The organism is Bacillus sp. FSL P4-0334 (assembly GCF_038004825.1).
In the GTDB taxonomy this organism is placed as follows: domain Bacteria; phylum Bacillota; class Bacilli; order Bacillales; family Bacillaceae; genus Bacillus; species Bacillus velezensis.
This window is the reverse complement of record NZ_JBBORX010000001.1, coordinates 1,229,298-1,247,027: the sequence shown is the minus strand read 5'-3', so window position 1 is coordinate 1,247,027 and position 17,730 is coordinate 1,229,298. Positions and strand designations below refer to the sequence as shown.

Genomic DNA, 17,730 nt, shown 5'->3' with positions numbered 1-17,730 from the left:
ACAAAAGGGATTTTAAAGTCTTAAGCATAATGTGGATGTGTAATCGATTGATTACGTTTATATAATGGGATATTCACGGTAAAAGTTTATAGACATTTTATTACTTGACAATGTTGGTATTTGATTAGTAGTGGACTGTAAATGTTGGGATTTGAACAAAGATTGATCTAAATGTGTGGTTTTATTTGATGTGGTTAATGTTTTATGAAAAAGTTGATTATTTTTAATGTACTAATGCCTCCAACAAATATTAATCCGTCCCGAAATCAAGATGGGTGAAAATTCCTTTAATTAGAATTTTAATTATCTGAAGGTGAATTTGATGCGTTATTACTTAAAATAACTATAAACATCATTAATTATTCTATATTTTCGTTTTTTAATTGAAATAATCCTGAAAATAACATAAAACTAATAATTGTGCCGACTTTTTTAATTAAAATATGCGTCATATTGAATTCGTTAGAATATAATTCAAAACCTTTGAGAATATTCCTGTGGCAGAATAAGAAAAAGCCCAAGTTCAAATTTAATTGAACACTGGAACTTTTTGAAATTACCCGAGATGTTAACTTCTCAAGATTTCAAAATACTATTATTTAAAAACCTTGTATATCATTAACTATTCTTGAATAAAGAAAACCATGTTTTATTTCACGAAAATCATTACTATACACTTTAGCTATATCTCTGTTATCAAACTCTGTTGAATCTATAGGGTTATCTGCATAGGGATTCAAGTATAGAGAAAGCCCATCTAACAAAGATTCTCTATATTTTTTATGTGGAATCATTTTAATTTCAGCTTTTGTATCATAATCGTTATAAGTGTAAGTATTAAAATATACACTCTTCTTTTTATTTATGGAAAGTGCTCTCGCTTTCCCTATAGAAGCTACAGAACTAAATAAAATCCCACTGATAAAACTAAATTTCGGGTCATTGAATAATCCTATTGGAATCGGCTCCCCACTCTTTCTTTTTATTATATTATCTGAATACTCGAAATAAGGTTCATTCTCTCTATACTCAGCTTTTACTAAGCCATATAGTACTTTTTCTATCGCACCTATACCTTGACTATAAAAGAATGGCTGTTCAAACGAGCCTATAGCAAGTATAAATGGTTTTCCTTTAACATGATCTAGTTTAGAGTAGTTTTTATGATATTTACCAACCTTGTTTCTGATGCTGTTAGCTATACGCTCTGTTGCTATATGAACAATTTCATCATAGAGCGCAGTATCTTCTAAATCACCCTTTTTAAACATTTCATCTATGGCATTTATTCTATCATATTCAGGTGTCCCATCATCTGCATGTCTAGTGCTTACAGCCTCAATAACCATTTCTAACTTTTTCTTTCTAGTTTCAACAACAAAATCAGGTGAAGAATAGGAATAATCCATTTTAAAGCCTAAATTACCAAAACAAGCATGTAGGTATAGCTCCCAGAAAGCAGTATTAAAAGTTGTTTGAAATTCCTTTGCTAATTTGTTATCTCTATCCTGAAATCCAATTGCCCATGTATTTAACACCTTAACTAGGTCTCGATCCTTAGATACATTTATAAAGTTTGGATGCAACTTATCTTCTTCAACTTGAACGCTAAATAAATCCACACTAATCCCTCCTAATGGTTTTCTTGAACAGTTTCATTAAAAACTCCCCAACTTTTTAGCACACAATCGGCCATTGTGATTATCTGTTCAACAATCTTCCATAGTAGCTATGTAGCTTTCATAATCATCTCAACCTAACATATCCAACATCTCTATACTCATGTTCTTTCCAGATGCATTCTGCAGTGCAAATTCACTATCTATCTGTGCCAATGCTTCAAAGCAACTTTTAATTACATTTTTATAGCTTCCTTCTCCATAATGCATAGATTGATTTCTTCCTGCTAAAATAATCGTAGCAACAGATATGCCTTTTATCTTTGGCTGTAGTTCCTTCACGTTGTTTATATCATTAGTTATTCAATCGTTCGCTATTAGATCACCCAACCATACTCAGACTTTTTTGTGACGATAAGATATATGCCCCAACTGACTTTTTTGAAGAGCATAGCCTCCCCCCTGCTGTGCTGTTGCGATTTCATAGGTAGGAAACAGTATTCAATTAAGGCGTTTTTCTATGTAGTAATGCATTAATAGATAACCACCTTTTCTGAACTTTAAATAGTGGATTTCAAAGTCATCCTCGTGAACTTCTTAGCAGTTCCCTTGGGTCGTACTTTGATCATAATTAAATAAGAGACTATTAATTTTATAATGTTAAGAATGTTGTTCTGCGATAAAAAGATCATAAAACTTATCACACGGAATAAATTGTGTTTTCTGTTCATTAACACCTATTTCTTTTATTTGTTCTCTCAATATATCGATATCATTTTCACAATAATAATAAATGTTCCACTCTACCTCTTCCCTGATTCTTTCCTTTATTTTTTTAAAATAAAGCAAATCTACAGTACTTAGAGAATGACCTATTATCAATACTTTTTCAATAGAATCAAAATTTAATAGAAATAATTGGTGCATATATTTATGTACATCTTTATATGTTTTAGAACAGTACTCAGCTAATATTTTATATATAGGTGCGCTTCGTTCATCATATTGATTTTGAAATTTGCGGTATTTTTCGAAGAAATAAGTTATTCTATCTGAATTTGAATGCCCTAATACTAAATCAAACTCTGAATCTACTACACCGTGTATATGTAAAACGTTTTCTCTCGGAATAGCGTAAACATCTTCCAAAGTAGTTGTATAATTAAAGTTTAAAAATATATCTTGATTGCTTTCTTGAATAAAAGAAGTTCTTTTATTTAAACCATCTAACTCTAGATTTACTTCTTCAATCCATTCTTTCAAATAGGTAGTTAATTTATCTATATACTTAAATTCATATTCAAAATAATACCTTAAAGTATCAGCTATACCGACATTACCACTTTCTAGACCTAAATCCGTACTTTGATACATTTGCTCAAAGAGCACATCTTCGTTTATGTTAGCTAAATTAAATTCAAAACTACTCCATAGAAGTTTCTTTAACTCTTTATCACTCAAATAATATTTCTCTTCAAAATCATTCAAAAAAATGCCGTAGTGTTTTCTTAAAAACGTTCGAAAATCCCAATACTGTGTAGGCAAGCCATGCGCTAAATCAAAACCGTTTCCAATAATAAATAAATTCATATTCTCGTCTCTCATTTCTCCAAAAAAGTTATTCTGATATATTTTTAGTTTTAAGCATAATTCCTAATGAATCCTCGACATTTATTTGATATAAAATATCAATAAATTGGTGATTTATGAAAAATTATATTCTAAGAAATAGCTAATTTTTAATTCAAAGTCATTACTCCCAATTCCATGTTTGAATCCTGTGCTTATTTCTAGGGAATAAAGCAAAATTTCCTGAAATTTTTTCAGATTATTTTTTTGAGATTCTGAAATCTTACTTAGTATTTCCCCAAGATTTTTTATATTTGCTAATTCCAAAAAATCCAACCAATAACGTAAAACCCCTATAATCAAATCCGAGACTTGCACTAAACGTTCATCTTTTGAATCAACGAATTTGTATTTTATACTCTCATGCCCTAATATTTCTTTCAGATTAGCATCCAAAATTTCTTCAATATACAATTCATGATCAAAAATGTGATTTGCATTTGGATAAGTAATTATCAAATTTATATAAAATGTTGAATAATCACCTATTGCTATCCTGTCTTCGTTATTTTCCAATAATGTCAATTTTCTCTCTCTGTGAATTTTCAGTATTTTCCGTAAAAATTCTAGATAAAAATCATCATTAATATTTAGAGACCCTAACAAATCTACGAGTTTTTCAACAAACTTATCATGATTTTTAATGTTAGGATAATCCATTTCAATTAGTAAACTTAAAAATAAATCTCGGTGTTCCTTAATCAATGAATAAAGGCTATTTTTCAAAACTCTATTTAACCCTTGTCCACCAGACCACGATTCTTCCATTGAATCTACTATATCAACAATTGTGTAATAGAAATTATCGACATAAGAATAATGAATTAAATATTTTTTTTCAAAAAGCCACTCAATAAGAACAGCTACTTTTGGTTTTGATATCAACGCTAAGAAGTCTTGCGCATTATTGCGTATATGCTTAAATTTTACTTCAGTAACATTAGCCTGTAATAAAAATGCATCAAATAATTCGTCGATATCATCAGTCGATGCAAAATTATCAGCTTCAAAACCGATTCCACCTAGAATAAAAAATTCGTGTTCATTAACATTAAACCCATCATCTGTGATTTTAAAAGTACGAGGATTATTTGTTTCGTCATAATATAAAATGTATTTTTTCTCTATATTCGTTACTCCTCCTACAGAAGAAATAAAATTATAAATATCAGAATAGTCCATTTCCCCCACCTCTTAGTTTCTTATCTATCTTATTTATTATTCGCTAATATTTTAGTTTCTGCAACTGCCTTAAAAAATTAAATCTCCACTCGTATACCAATCAACCTATACTAAACTCATAACTTCTAGTGATATATACCAGATTAGTTATGTTTTCAAGGAGTGTTTCATCACAACTTTATTTCAAAGCTACAGCCGATTGCTATTTGAAAGGATTGCATATATGTAGGATTAATACGTGTCTGACTTAAATGGAGGGTCAGTTCAAGCATGTGATGAGGCATGCATAAAAATGATTTACTAATGATTACATTTATGGATTTTAACCGGAATGCATCTCGTATTATAAAGCAGGTGTTAATCCTTTTCAATATATAAAAGGGGATTTCTTTACAATCGCAAAGAGTATGTATTTCTCATTTCCGCATTAAAAAACCCCTCTGGCTAATAACCAAAGGGGTTAAATATACTATTCCACAGTCACACTCTTCGCAAGGTTGCGCGGTTTATCAACGTCACAGCCGCGGTGCAGTGCAGCGTAGTAAGCGATCAGCTGCAATGGCACAACAGATACCAGCGGAGCAAGCGCAGGGTTGACTTCCGGCAGGATGAATCTGTCGTCTGCGTCTTCTAAGCCTTTCAGCGAGATGATGCAAGTGTTGGCGCCGCGGGCTGCGACTTCCTTCACGTTTCCGCGGATGCTCAGGTTGACGTGTTCTTGTGTCGCCAGTGCAAAGACCGGTGTTCCTTCTTCAATCAGAGCGATTGTTCCGTGCTTCAGCTCGCCGCCGGCGAAGCCTTCCGCCTGGATGTAAGAAATCTCTTTCAGCTTCAGGGCGCCTTCGACACATACGAAGTAGTCAAGGCCGCGGCCGATGAAGAAAGCGTTTCTTGAAACAGTCAGGTACTCACGCGCGATCATTTCCATTTCGTCCTTCTGGTCGCAGAGGGCTTCCATGGCGTTTGCCGCGATACCTAATTCTTTGACTAAATCAAAACCGATATCAACGCCGTTACGTTCTGCTGCAACGGACGCAAGGATTGCGAGGACGGCAATCTGAGCCGTATACGCTTTTGTTGATGCAACAGCGATCTCAGGGCCTGCGTGCAGAAGCAATGTGTAATCCGCTTCACGGGAAAGCGTTGATCCCGGAACGTTTGTGATCGTCAGCGCTTTGTGACCCAGCGCTTTGACTTGAACAAGCACGGCGCGGCTGTCCGCTGTTTCTCCGCTTTGAGAAAGGAAGATAAAGAGCGGCTTCTTAGACAGAAGCGGCATGTTGTAAGAGAATTCACTCGCTACATGCACTTCAACCGGTACGTTTGCCCACATTTCAATATATTGTTTCCCGACAAGACCGGCATGGTAGCTCGTTCCGCAAGCCACGATATAAATGCGGTCCGCTTCCGCCACGGCGTCAGCGACATCGCCGGCCACGGCCAGTCTGCCGTTTTCGTCCTGATACGTTTGGATGATTTTGCGCATAACAAGCGGCTGCTCATCCGTTTCTTTTAACATGTAGTGAGGGTATGTGCCTTTTTCGATATCACTGGCGTCAAGCTCAGCGATATAAGACGCACGTGTCATGACTTCACCGTCAAGGTTTTTAATCACGGCTTCGTCTTTTGTCACGATCACCATTTCTTTGTCCAAAAGCTCAACGTATTCATTCGTTACTTGAAGCATAGCCATCGCGTCAGATGCCACGACGTTAAACGTATCTCCAAGGCCGATTAACAGAGGGCTTTTGTTTTTTGCAACGTAAATGGTGTCTGTGTTTTCACCGTCAAATAATGCAATTGCGTAAGAGCCTTTTAACAGAGTCAGTGTTTTGCGGAACGCTTCTTCTGTGCTAAGTCCTCCCGCCACAAATTGCTCAATCATTTGAACGACTACTTCAGTGTCCGTGTCGCTTTTCAGTTCAACGTTTTCAAGATATTCGCGCTTCAGCTGAACATAGTTCTCGATCACACCGTTGTGAACAAGTGTAAAGCGGCCGAGTGCGCTTTGATGCGGGTGAGCGTTCAGGAAGCTTGGTTCGCCGTGAGTCGCCCAGCGTGTATGGCCGATTCCCGCTTGAGATTCAACCGTGTGATCCACCACTTCACGAAGGTCGGCGATGCGGCCTTTTTCTTTGTACACATGCACGCCCTGCTCATTCGCCACAGCGATACCGGCAGAGTCATAACCGCGGTACTCAAGCTTCTCTAATCCTTTTAACAAAATCTCTTTCGCATCAAGCTGACCGATATAACCTACAATTCCACACATTTTTTCTTCCTCCTAAAGGTGCAAAAGGAGACGAAGAAAGTCAAATTACAAGGGGACTTTCAATCGTCCCCTCCCACATGTTTTTTTGGAAGATCATGTGATTTCTCTTTGTTCGGAGAGTCGCCCCTCCGGTTTGAAGAAATCCTTACGGCTGTGATCTAAATGAATCAGCCGGGAGGCATCCGCCGAAAATTCGATAACCTCCATCCTCGTCAACTAAGCCGTTTTTCGGGCGCTTAGTTCGGGCGCTGTAATTATAAAAGATGCAAACAATCCCGCCTTTCCTGCAAGTGAAAAACAAAGGCTGAACAAGCTTGATTTTACAGCATGTGCCAAGGACGGTCAATTATTTTTTGCCGCCCCGGCATCATGTTTACTATCATATTATGCTGATCGCACTTGTCTTGTTCGCTCTCTGCTTATAAACTTCGCTACTCCGCTCCCATTTCTGTCCGCACGACATCCACGATTTTTGTGACATATTCGTCACAAAGCTCTTTTGTTCTCGCTTCGGCCATCACGCGGACGAGCGGTTCGGTGCCTGATGGGCGCACTAAAATCCGGCCGTCTCCGTTCATTTCTTTTTCCACTTCAGAAATAACGGCCTTCACCTTAGCGTTTTCTTCTACCTTATATTTATCCGTCACTTTCACGTTCACTAAGAGCTGCGGGAATTTTTTCATTTCATCCGCAAGTTCTGAAAGAGTTTTGCCGGACGCCTTCAGCGTATTCACAAGCATGATCGCGGACAAAAGACCGTCGCCGGTAGTGTTGTAATCAAGGAAAATAAGGTGCCCTGACTGCTCGCCGCCGACATTATAGCCGTCTTTTTTCATCGCTTCTACGACATAGCGGTCGCCGACTGCCGTTTGAACGCTTTTGATTTCTTCTTTTTCAAGCGCTTTGTAAAAACCGAGGTTGCTCATCACAGTCGATACGACGGTATCATCCTTCAGACGGCCCTCTGATTTCAAATACTTCGCGCATATGTACATAATCTGATCACCGTCGACGATGTTTCCTTTTTCATCAACAGCAATGAGGCGGTCGCCGTCTCCGTCAAACGCAAGGCCGATATCGGCGTTTTTTTCTTTGACGAAAGCACTCAGCGCTTCCGGGTGTGTAGACCCGACGCCATCATTAATGTTTAATCCGTTCGGAGACGTCCCCATTGTAGATACGTCAGCATCGAGATCGGCAAAAAGGTGCGTCGCAATGGATGATGTCGCACCATGGGCGCAGTCAAGCGCTACATGAATGCCTGTGAAATCTTCGTCCGCCGTCTGCTTTAAAAATTGCAGATACTTTTGAACGCCTTCAAAATAATCGTTTACAAGCCCGAGGTCCGCGCCTGTCGGTCTCGGCAGCTTATCTTCCGGTTCATCCATGAGACGTTCAATCTCGGCCTCCTGCTCATCAGAAAGCTTAAAGCCGTCCCCTCCGAAAAATTTAATTCCGTTATCCTGTACGGGGTTGTGAGAAGCGGAGATCATGACGCCCGCCTCAGCATCCATGGCTTTCGTTAAATAGGATACCCCCGGCGTAGAAATAACGCCGAGGCGCATCACTTCAGCTCCGATCGATAAAAGTCCGGCGACAAGGGCTCCCTCCAGCATATGTCCGGAGATACGTGTATCACGGCCGATCAGCACTTTCGGGCGCTGCTTATCTTTGGTCAGGACATAACCGCCAAAACGCCCAACTTTAAAGGCCAGCTCTGGCGTAAGCTCGCTGTTGGCAACACCTCTTACACCATCTGTTCCAAAATACTTGCCCATTTTGTATCGCTCCTTTTTCATTCTGTTGAAGAAGAATCAGCGCTTGATCCGTCTTCATCCTGGTCTTGATTTTGATCCTGGTTTTGACTTTTATTCTGATCGCTGTCAGTGTCGTCTTCCCGGTTCTTGTTCTTGTCTTTGTCTGCGTCTCCGCTTGTGCCGTTCTTATTGCCGGAATCAGCGGAGCCGCCGTCATTTTTATTTGAACTTGTGTTTTTCTTAGAAGTCAGCTTGATCTTAACCGTGTCTTTTGACAGGGACCATGTGACGTTTTGCGGGCCGTTTACTTCAAGCTTTACAGAGTGCTCTCCGTCATCCAGGTCCGAGACATTGGCATACAGTTCAATGTCCGACTTTTTCAGCGCCTTAATGTTGGCGGGAGAGCCTTTGGCCGTAATATTTATCGCCTGCGATTCAGGATCGAGAAACTCAATCTGCTGTGAGCCTCCCAGTCCGACCGTCTTGATTCCGACATTGTCAAAATCCTTTTTGTCTTCACTGTCCACTTTAACATGAAGCGTGATTTTTTCCGGTGATACCTTGGTGACACCCTTAGGAAGCGGGATATCGGCATTGATATCGGTATCTTTATCAATTTTGCCTAAATCAAGAGATACGCCGTCAATAAATTCAAGTGAATCCAGCACATCCTGCGGGCCGTAAACCGTCACCTCACTCGGATTCGAGTCAATGCTCGCAACGCTCACCCCGTCCGGAAGACTACCCTTCCTTTCGATTTTGAAAGGAAGCTTTTTGCTCGGACTGGCTACGGGAACCGTCACTTTAATGACTGACGGTTCAACATCAACAGGAAGTGCGTTGCCGTCTTTGTCATAGACGGTCACCTTCACTTCCTTTTCAATGGTCTCATTTGCATTTTCTAGGTTCACGGATGCTTTGACAAGTGAAATGTTATCAATCACATTTTTCGAACCTGTAATCTGCACGTTTTTCGGGCTGATAATCGGCTGCTGAGGGGTATATCCCTTTTTCATTTTGCTTTTATTGTAGTATTCAACTTCCACGGGAAAACTCTCAGCCGTTTTTTCCTGAATCGTAACCGTCGTGACTGACGGGTTAATGGAGATCGTCAGTCCGTCCGATACGTTTTTCGCCTTCAATTCGACCTTATGAGTCCCGGTCTTCAGCTTATTCATATCGGCGTATATCTCAAAATTCTTCGTCTGTCTCGCCTTTTTCACCGCGCTTGTCGAGCCTTTAATCGTGACATTTACGGTCTGGGGCACGCCGGTGACGACATAGTTCGCTTCATCATAGTATGCTTTTACAGGAATATCAGTAAGCGTAGCCTCGTCAGTCGTTGATGTCGGAAAAAAGGATTCCCCCGGCTTTTTCGGAGTCGGCGCCTGGTTGTTGTTAACCGCAACGTAAAGCAGCAGCGCAAAGAGCAATGCAATGATCTTTACAGCCCAGCGGTTGTTTAAGAATTTATCCATTTTTCTTGCCCCTCCAGTACCAGCGGTTAGAAGAAGTATCTCTGGCGTTTTTCTTAAACTCGGCTTCAAGCATTTCTTTCAGTGCTTCTTCCGTCAATTCTCTATGAAGGTCTCCGTTTTTGGCCACACTGATGGCGCCCGTCTCTTCAGATACAATAATGGTTAAGCTGTCCGTCACTTCACTGATGCCGACAGCCGCTCTGTGACGCGTCCCCAGCTCCTTTGAAATAAACGGGCTTTCAGAAAGCGGCAGATAACAGGCAGCCGCCGCAATCTCGTTATTTTTCATAATGACCGCTCCATCATGCAGCGGTGTATTCGGGATGAAGATATTAATCAAAAGCTCCGAGCTGACCTGCGCATTAAGCGGGATGCCCGTCTCAATATAATCGCCCATTCCCGTATCGCGCTCAATCGCGATGAGTGCGCCGATGCGGCGTTTCGCCATGTAGCTGATCGATTTTGTAATCGCTTCAATTGTCTTATGCTGCGCTTCCTCCACGGGGGTTCCGCTCCTGGAAAAGAACCGGCCCCGTCCGAGCTGTTCAAGCGCCCGTCTCAGCTCAGGCTGGAATATAATGATGATCGCTAAAAATCCCCATGTTATCGCTTGGTCCATCAGCCACTGAAGCGTGCTGAGTCCCAAATATGAACTGGCCATCCGGACCAATACGATGACGACGATTCCTTTTAAAAGCTGAACCGCCTTCGTCCCGCGTATGACCATGATTAATTTATATATCACATACCAAACAAGGAGAATATCAACGGCATTGCCGAGGTATTGCAAAAATGGGATGTCCTCAAAAGCCATTTCCTCGTCCTCCAAGAATTCAGTCATTTCGTTTTTCTGTTATGAATTGTGCTGCATGAGCAATATGTACATCATATAGCGTGCTCATTATACCACATTTTGATTTCTCAAGTGAAATGAGCCAGAGCGGCGATGCACAAAAAAAGAGTAAAGCGATTATACGCTTTACTCATCTTCACTCGGGTCCAAAGCGCTCACGACGCCCTGGCCCGCCGATTTCAGTTCGTACCAGACCCAGTCAAACAATTGGTTAATCTCTTCAATCTGCCCGGTGACTTGTCCGGCTGAGGCCATGTATTTTTCTCCGTTGACGACGGTCACATTGCCGTCGACTTTTCCTTCAATGAACAGCTTGCCGTTTTTTACTGTGACATCGCCCTTTACGGTCTCGCCTTCAGGGACGGTGACCGTGTGATTCTGCACGACAAGGTTCGGCTGTTTGGACACACTGAAATTGTGGTCATTATGCCAGCTGTTGAAAAAACCGCCGCCCATTAAAATCACAAAAACCGCTGCGGCTGCAATCATCGGATGAGTTTTGATCCATCGTTTTACAGAAGCGCGTTTTTTCTCTTTTGGAAGATTCGCCATAACTTTGGCAGTAAAATCAGCAGGGGCCGTGACATGCGATGTGCTTCGGACGAGTGCTACGGATTTCTCCATTTCATGAAAATGCCGTTTGCAATTCCCGCATGACTGCAAATGTTGTTTTAATACGTTTTCATCTTCAGGAAGGATATCTCCATCAAGATGCTTATGCATAAGCTGCACGATCTGTTCAGGACAGCTCATTTCATCACCCCACTTAAAGATCCCTCAATTGTTTTCTAAGAGCCTCTCTGCCTCTGTGTATCCTTGTCTTGACGGTGCCGACAGGGATATTCAGAATCTCCCCGATTTCAATTAAAGAGAGTTCGTCAATATACTTTAATACAATAACCGTTCTGTACTTGTCAGGCAGCTTTAAAATCTTTTTCTGAATTGTGTCCGACAGCTCCAATGACAATACGGCGTCTTCAGGGAGAACCCCGTCCGCGGCGATCTGCGAATACATCGTCAGCCCTTCTGCTCCCGCTACTTCTGCGTCCAGATAGTAATCAGGCTTTTTCTTGCGGATGCGGTCAATGGTCAGGTTGGTCGCAATTCTGTAAAGCCACGTTGAAAACTTTCTGTTGATATCGAAACTGTCGATATTGACATACGCTCTGATAAAAGCTTCCTGCGCAATATCTTCCGCTTCGTGAACATTGCCGAGCATGCGGTAGCAAAGCTGGTAAATCTTATCTTTATAAAGGTCAACGATTTCTGCAAACGCATTTTGATCGCCTTTTTTGACTTGCTTGATTCTTTTTTTAATCAGGTTTTCCATGTTTTATCTTACCTCTGCCCTTCACCGGTCTGTATCTATACGTTGATTGTTTTAAAAGGTTTCATTTTTTTTATTACATTTATTTTACCAAATTTCAGGCAGGGTGTAGATGGAAAATACAGAATATACTGCCTTAACAGCAGCTTAAAAATAGTATATCTGATGAACAATCAGAAATCGAAACAAAATGCTGATAAAAAAAAGACACCTTTATGCAAAAGGTGTCTGAGACTGGGCTAGCTGGATTCGAACCAACGCATGACGGAGTCAAAGTCCGTTGCCTTACCGCTTGGCTATAGCCCAAAAATGGTGGAGGGGGGCAGATTCGAACTGCCGAACCCTGAGGGAGCGGATTTACAGTCCGCCGCGTTTAGCCACTTCGCTACCCCTCCGTATTTTTTTGAAAAACAGTGCCGGCCAGAGGACTTGAACCCCCAACCTACTGATTACAAGTCAGTTGCTCTACCAATTGAGCTAGGCCGGCAAATATGGTGGAGGATGACGGGCTCGAACCGCCGACCCTCTGCTTGTAAGGCAGATGCTCTCCCAGCTGAGCTAATCCTCCATATGACCCGTACGGGATTCGAACCCGTGTTACCGCCGTGAAAGGGCGGTGTCTTAACCGCTTGACCAACGGGCCGTTGTGTCCGCGTCGAGCTGACAAAAGTTATTATATACAGGTTGTACCCCATTTGTAAAGAGGAAAATTATTTTTTTTATTTTCAAACTTTTTTACCCGTTTTTTAACTGAAAAACTCATCCCTCCTCTCTTATTTCATTTATGATGAAAGTATCAAAATATTGAAGGGAATGGACACAGATGATCTTAGTCAGCTCTTGTCTCGGCGGTATCGAATGCAGGTATAACGGCTCTCACGCCGCTTCGGAAAAAATCCGCAGACTCGTAGAAGAAAAGAAAGCTGTTATGGTCTGCCCCGAACTTTTGGGCGGCTTCACCACTCCCCGCGAACCGGCGGAAATCATCGGCGGCACGGGCGAAGACGTGCTGAACGGAACAGCAAGAATCGTAACGGCATCAGGCGAAGACGTTACGGCTTTATATATGGACGGCGCGGAAAAAACATTAGCATACGCAAAAGAAATAGGCGCCGCCACGGTCATCCTTAAAGAAAACAGTCCGTCCTGCGGCAGCAGCTTTATCTATGACGGCACTTTCTCAGGAAAAAAAATAATCGGAGACGGCATCACTTCCGCTCTTTTAAAACGGGCAGGCTGCCGTGTTCTATCAGAAGATGAATTGGATCAATTATAAAAAAGGAGAGTAGATATCATGGATGTAGCCCTGTCCTTTTATAAACCGGAGCATGCAGACGGGCTGAACGGGTTTGTGCTGAGTGAAGAAGATATAAAGTTCACAGCTCTCCCGAAGGATGTACTGCCGCAGGCTCTTGTCATCCGGGATCGCTACCCGACAGTCATTTTAAAAGAAGACCGCCCCGTCGGTTTTTTTATTTTACATACCTCAAAAGAAACCATTGCCCCGTATTCGAATAATGTGTCTGCCATTTTGCTGAGTGCGCTGTCCTTACATGCGCCGCATCAGGGAAAAGGTTATGCCAAACAAGCGATGCTGCAGCTCCCCGCTTTTGTCGCAAATTACTTTCCTTGGTGTGATGAAATCGTGCTTGCTGTAAACCATCGCAATCATCGTGCAAAGAACCTGTACCGGTCTTCCGGTTTTATTGATAAAGGTCGTCGCAGGATCGGCCCGATCGGTGAACAGCACATTCTGCATCATTTTTTGTGAAAGCGCTTGATTATTCATCTCATCCCTGCCGATTTTTCTTGAAACATCTATTCAGAAGCCCATATACTTCAAGTATTAACGACTTGGGAGGGTACAATCATGACAGACCGGCTTAACATTCACAGATTGACCACAGAAACCAGAAATCCGCAGACCGCTTCAATCCATCAAGCAGACACGATGGAAATTCTCCGCATCATTAACGAAGAGGATTTCAAAGTGGCTGAAGCCGTTCAGCAGGTGCTGCCCGATATTCAGATTGCCGTTCAATTCGCCCATCAGTCCTTACGGCGAAACGGCAGGCTGATTTATGCGGGAGCGGGCACAAGCGGCAGACTCGGTGTACTGGATGCGGTTGAATGCCCGCCTACATACAGCGTAAGTCCCGACACTGTCATCGGTCTGATGGCCGGAGGAGCAGACGCCTTTTTGCAAGCGGCTGAAGGTATAGAAGACAGCGAGGAAACCGGCGCTCTCGATCTCAAAACGATCGGGCTTACCGCAGAAGACACCGTGATCGCTATCGCGGCAAGCGGGCGCACGCCGTATGCGGCCGGTGCGCTGAAATACGCAAAAACAATCGGCGCCAAAACTGTCGCGCTCACATGCAATAAACACTCATTGATCAGCACTTATGCCGATCACAGCATTGAAGTCGTCGTCGGCCCCGAAGTGATTACAGGGTCAACACGAATGAAAGCGGCGACGGCACATAAAATGATTCTGAACATGATTTCCACGGCCGTGATGATCAAAAGCGGCAAAGTGTACGAAAATTTAATGGTGGACGTTCATGTCAGCAACGAAAAATTGAAAGAACGCGCAATCGGCATTATCCAAAGCATCACGGGCGTTCCGTACGACAAGGCAAAAGAAACGCTTGAGGCCGCAGGCAGCCATGTCAAAACGGCAATCGTCATGCTGAAGATGAATTCAGACGAAACACACGCGAAGGCACTGCTCAAAGAAGCAGAAGGCTTCATTGACAAAGCCATTGAACAGCACGTTTCAAAAGAAAAAGAACGCTGATCGTTCTTTGGTGAAAAATAATGTGCTTTTACGAGCCCGCGCCGTTTTCATGATCGGCGCAGGCGCTTTTAGGACGCGTTTCAGGCACAGCTCCCCGGGAAAAATCGTACGGACAAAGGAGGATCTCCATGAGCAAAGAGGCATTTTATCAGTCACTGGCCAAAGATATCCTGGACAATTGCGGCGGTTCATCGAATATTTCAGGCTTTACCCACTGTATGACACGCCTGAGGATTACACCTTTAGATCAGGACAAAACGGATATTGAAGCGCTGAAACGGCTTGACGGGGTAATAGGCGTCGTCGAAGCCGAAACACTGCAGATCATTCTCGGCACGGGTGTCGTCAATCATGTCGCCGACGCTTTCGCAAAACTTATGTCATCCGGAAAAAACATTGATTTAAAAGAAGCCGCCTCACGGAAAAAAGCCGATCTCAACAGAAAAAACACCACACCCATCACACTGTTTCTAAGAAAAATATCAAGCATCTTCATTCCCCTTATTCCCGCACTCATTGCATCAGGTTTAATCACCGGTATTACGAAAGCCGTCATTCAGGCCGGCTGGCTCCCGAAAGAATCCCAAATCGCACTTATTTTAACGGTTATCGGTTCAGGCTTATTCGCATACCTCGGCGTCCTTGTCGGCATCAATGCGGCGAAGGAATTCGGCGGGACTCCCGCGATGGGCGGCCTTGCGGGTATATTGATCCTTAACCCTGAGATCGCCAATATCAGTTTGTTCGGAGAGAATCTGCTCCCTGGCAGGGGAGGATTAATCGGCGTTCTTTTCGCTGCGGTTTTTATCGCTTATACCGAACGGTTTATCAGAAAGTACGTCCATCAATCCATCGACATTATCGTCACGCCTACATTGTCTTTACTTATCACCGGGCTGGTGACATATGTCGTTTTTATCCCTGCAGGCGGTTTTATTTCTGATCTCATTACATCAGGTTTATTGTCGCTGCTGAATGTCGGGGGAGTGCTCTCAGGGTTTGTACTGGGAGCCGCCTTCCTGCCGCTTGTCGTCACCGGCCTGCATCAGGGCTTGACTCCCGTACATTTGGAATTAATCCGATCAATCGGAGATGACCCGCTTCTTCCGATTCTCGCGATGGGAGGCGCGGGTCAGGTAGGGGCGGCCTTCGCCATCTTTATGAAAACAAAAAAAGCCTCATTGAAAAGAGCGATCGGCGGAGGACTTCCATCCGGTCTGCTCGGAATCGGAGAGCCGCTCATCTTCGGCGTCACGCTCCCGCTCGGCCGGCCGTTTTTGACGGCGTGTTTAGGGGCGGGAATCGGCGGCGCCTTTCAAGCCCATTTTCAGGTGGCTACTTTTTCAATCGGTGTCTCCGGCCTTCCGCTCTCGTTTCTCGTACAGCCGGCTCAAATCGTTTTGTATATCATCGGTCTCTTCATCTCTTACGCGGCGGGCTTTGTCTTCACTTATGCGTTCGGATTTAAGGATGACATGGCTGCTGAATTTGAATAAACCGGGAGGGATCAGAATATGAAAACACTGACAGCCGCCATACTCACAATGGTCATCAGCCTCTCTTTTCTGCCGCAGCACAAAGCCGAAGCCCAAGCCAAATTATACGACGCAGCAAAGCTCAGAAAGGTTGATCAAATGATTGAAAAAGACATCGCAGCAGGATTCCCCGGAGCCGTCCTCGTCGTCGTAAAGGACGGACGGGTGATCAAAAAGAAAGCATACGGCTACAGCAAAAAATATGACGGGAACACCCTTTTATCCCGTCCGAAAAAAATGAAAACATCAACCATGTTTGATCTAGCTTCCAATACAAAAATGTACGCGGCGAATTTTGCATTACAGCGACTCGTCAGCCAGGGAAAGCTTGATGTGTATCAAAAAGTCTCGGCTTACCTTCCTGATTTCAAAGACAGAAAAAGCGATCCGATTCAAGAAAAAGACCGCATTCGCGTCATCGATGTGCTCCAGCATCAATCCGGTCTGCCGGCAAGCTTTTATTTCTATCAGCCGGACACCGCAGGCCCTTTGTATTCACAAGAACGGGATAAAACGATCCGTTTTCTCACCCAAATCCCGCTTGAATACAAACCGGGAACAAAACACGTATACAGCGATATCGGTTACATGCTTCTCGGCTGCATCATTGAAAACATAACCGGAAAAACCCTTGATGCCTATGCGGAACAAGAACTGTACAAACCGCTGAAACTGACGCACACACTGTTCAACCCGCTGCAAAAAGGCTTTAAAGAAAAAGCATTCGCAGCTACTGAACGTTTAGGCAACACACGTGACGGAGTCATCCATTTTCCTCACATCAGGACGTATACGCTGCAGGGGGAAGTTCACGATGAAAAAGCATTTTACTCAATGGGAGGGGTGTCCGGTCACGCCGGGCTGTTTTCCAGAGCTGATGATATGGCCGTCCTTCTTCAAGTCATGCTGAACGGAGGCAGTTATAAACACGTTTCTCTCTTCAATAAAAGAACGGCCGATTTGTTCACAACGGCGGCATCCTCTGATCCGACTTTCGCTCTCGGCTGGCGGAAAAACGGCAGCCCGGATATGGAGTGGATGTTCGGCCCTTATGCAAGCAGGCAGGCATATGGCCATACAGGATGGACCGGCACCATCACGATTATTGATCCCGCTTATAAGCTGGGGATCGCACTTTTAACCAATAAAAAGCATTCCCCCGTCGTCAGTCCCGGTGAAAACCCGAATGTTTTTGAAGGGGATCTTTTTCCGACCGGAAGCTACGGCAGCGTCATAAAAACGATTTATGAAGCCATTGAATGACAACCCATGTCTTTT

At 43.1% G+C, this 17,730-nt stretch carries 15 protein-coding genes and 5 tRNA genes; 5 read left to right on the top strand and 15 right to left on the bottom strand.

The genetic code is table 11. The features are described 5' to 3' along the window. Nucleotides 1-599: 599 nt before the first annotated feature. The 15 genes from NSQ37_RS06475 to NSQ37_RS06405 form a co-directional block, all read right to left on the bottom strand. Complete coding sequence (locus NSQ37_RS06475; RefSeq protein WP_122503671.1) at nt 600-1,622, bottom strand: hypothetical protein; 1,023 nt, start codon at nt 1,620-1,622, stop codon at nt 600-602. Between the two features lie 129 nt (nt 1,623-1,751). After that, nucleotides 1,752-1,961, bottom strand: coding sequence for a hypothetical protein (locus NSQ37_RS06470; RefSeq protein ID WP_124692614.1), 210 nt, complete (start codon nt 1,959-1,961; stop codon nt 1,752-1,754). A 318-nt stretch (nt 1,962-2,279) separates the two neighbouring features. Then, nucleotides 2,280-3,209 (bottom strand): bacteriophage abortive infection AbiH family protein, encoded by a 930-nt coding sequence (locus tag NSQ37_RS06465; protein WP_122503738.1) that lies wholly within the window; start codon nt 3,207-3,209, stop codon nt 2,280-2,282. 114 nt (nt 3,210-3,323) lie between these two features. After that, a complete protein-coding gene (locus NSQ37_RS06460) occupies nt 3,324-4,430 on the bottom strand; it encodes a DUF3800 domain-containing protein (RefSeq protein ID WP_122503670.1) in 1,107 nt (368 codons plus the stop codon). Between the two features lie 469 nt (nt 4,431-4,899). Beyond that, nucleotides 4,900-6,702 (bottom strand): glutamine--fructose-6-phosphate transaminase (isomerizing), encoded by a 1,803-nt coding sequence (gene glmS, locus NSQ37_RS06455; protein ID WP_003156758.1) that lies wholly within the window; start codon nt 6,700-6,702, stop codon nt 4,900-4,902. Between the two features lie 431 nt (nt 6,703-7,133). Beyond that, a complete protein-coding gene (glmM, locus tag NSQ37_RS06450; RefSeq protein ID WP_007408011.1) occupies nt 7,134-8,480 on the bottom strand; it encodes a phosphoglucosamine mutase in 1,347 nt (448 codons plus the stop codon). 17 nt (nt 8,481-8,497) lie between these two features. After that, a complete protein-coding gene (locus NSQ37_RS06445; RefSeq protein WP_015239058.1) occupies nt 8,498-9,937 on the bottom strand; it encodes a CdaR family protein in 1,440 nt (479 codons plus the stop codon). Next, nucleotides 9,930-10,751 carry a diadenylate cyclase CdaA gene (gene cdaA, locus NSQ37_RS06440; protein WP_003156763.1) on the bottom strand — a complete coding sequence of 274 codons (822 nt, stop codon included), beginning with the start codon at nt 10,749-10,751 and terminating at the stop codon, nt 9,930-9,932. The genes NSQ37_RS06445 and cdaA overlap by 8 nt, the downstream gene beginning before the upstream one ends. 165 nt (nt 10,752-10,916) lie before the next feature. Next, a complete protein-coding gene (gene rsiW, locus NSQ37_RS06435; RefSeq protein WP_011996220.1) occupies nt 10,917-11,543 on the bottom strand; it encodes an anti-sigma-W factor RsiW in 627 nt (208 codons plus the stop codon). Nucleotides 11,544-11,556: 13 nt separating this feature from the next. Continuing rightward, on the bottom strand, nt 11,557-12,120 hold the full coding sequence (gene sigW / locus NSQ37_RS06430) for an RNA polymerase sigma factor SigW (protein ID WP_003156766.1): 564 nt from the start codon (nt 12,118-12,120) through the stop codon (nt 11,557-11,559). Nucleotides 12,121-12,351: 231 nt separating this feature from the next. Then, nucleotides 12,352-12,423 (bottom strand) — tRNA-Gln (locus NSQ37_RS06425). A gap of 4 nt (nt 12,424-12,427) precedes the next feature. Further along, a tRNA-Tyr gene (locus NSQ37_RS06420) sits at nt 12,428-12,512 on the bottom strand. Between the two features lie 19 nt (nt 12,513-12,531). Continuing rightward, nucleotides 12,532-12,604: transfer RNA gene (locus NSQ37_RS06415), tRNA-Thr, on the bottom strand. Nucleotides 12,605-12,609: 5 nt separating this feature from the next. After that, nucleotides 12,610-12,685, bottom strand: a tRNA-Val gene (locus NSQ37_RS06410). A gap of 3 nt (nt 12,686-12,688) precedes the next feature. Then, a tRNA-Glu gene (locus NSQ37_RS06405) sits at nt 12,689-12,760 on the bottom strand. A 180-nt stretch (nt 12,761-12,940) separates the two neighbouring features. Here NSQ37_RS06405 and NSQ37_RS06400 point away from each other — a divergent pair. The 5 genes from NSQ37_RS06400 (at nt 12,941) to pbp4b (ending at nt 17,715) form a co-directional block, all read left to right on the top strand. Further along, entirely contained in the window at nt 12,941-13,393 is a 453-nt protein-coding gene (locus tag NSQ37_RS06400; RefSeq protein WP_007408014.1) for a DUF523 domain-containing protein, read from the top strand. Between the two features lie 18 nt (nt 13,394-13,411). Beyond that, on the top strand, nt 13,412-13,888 hold the full coding sequence (locus NSQ37_RS06395) for a GNAT family N-acetyltransferase (protein WP_094032871.1): 477 nt from the start codon (nt 13,412-13,414) through the stop codon (nt 13,886-13,888). A 99-nt stretch (nt 13,889-13,987) separates the two neighbouring features. Next, nucleotides 13,988-14,917, top strand: coding sequence for an N-acetylmuramic acid 6-phosphate etherase (murQ, locus tag NSQ37_RS06390; RefSeq protein ID WP_122503669.1), 930 nt, complete (start codon nt 13,988-13,990; stop codon nt 14,915-14,917). 128 nt (nt 14,918-15,045) lie between these two features. Beyond that, complete coding sequence (locus NSQ37_RS06385) at nt 15,046-16,413, top strand: PTS transporter subunit EIIC (protein WP_015239055.1); 1,368 nt, start codon at nt 15,046-15,048, stop codon at nt 16,411-16,413. A gap of 18 nt (nt 16,414-16,431) precedes the next feature. Further along, on the top strand, nt 16,432-17,715 hold the full coding sequence (gene pbp4b / locus NSQ37_RS06380) for a penicillin binding protein PBP4B (RefSeq protein ID WP_061581710.1): 1,284 nt from the start codon (nt 16,432-16,434) through the stop codon (nt 17,713-17,715). Nucleotides 17,716-17,730 lie beyond the last annotated feature (15 nt).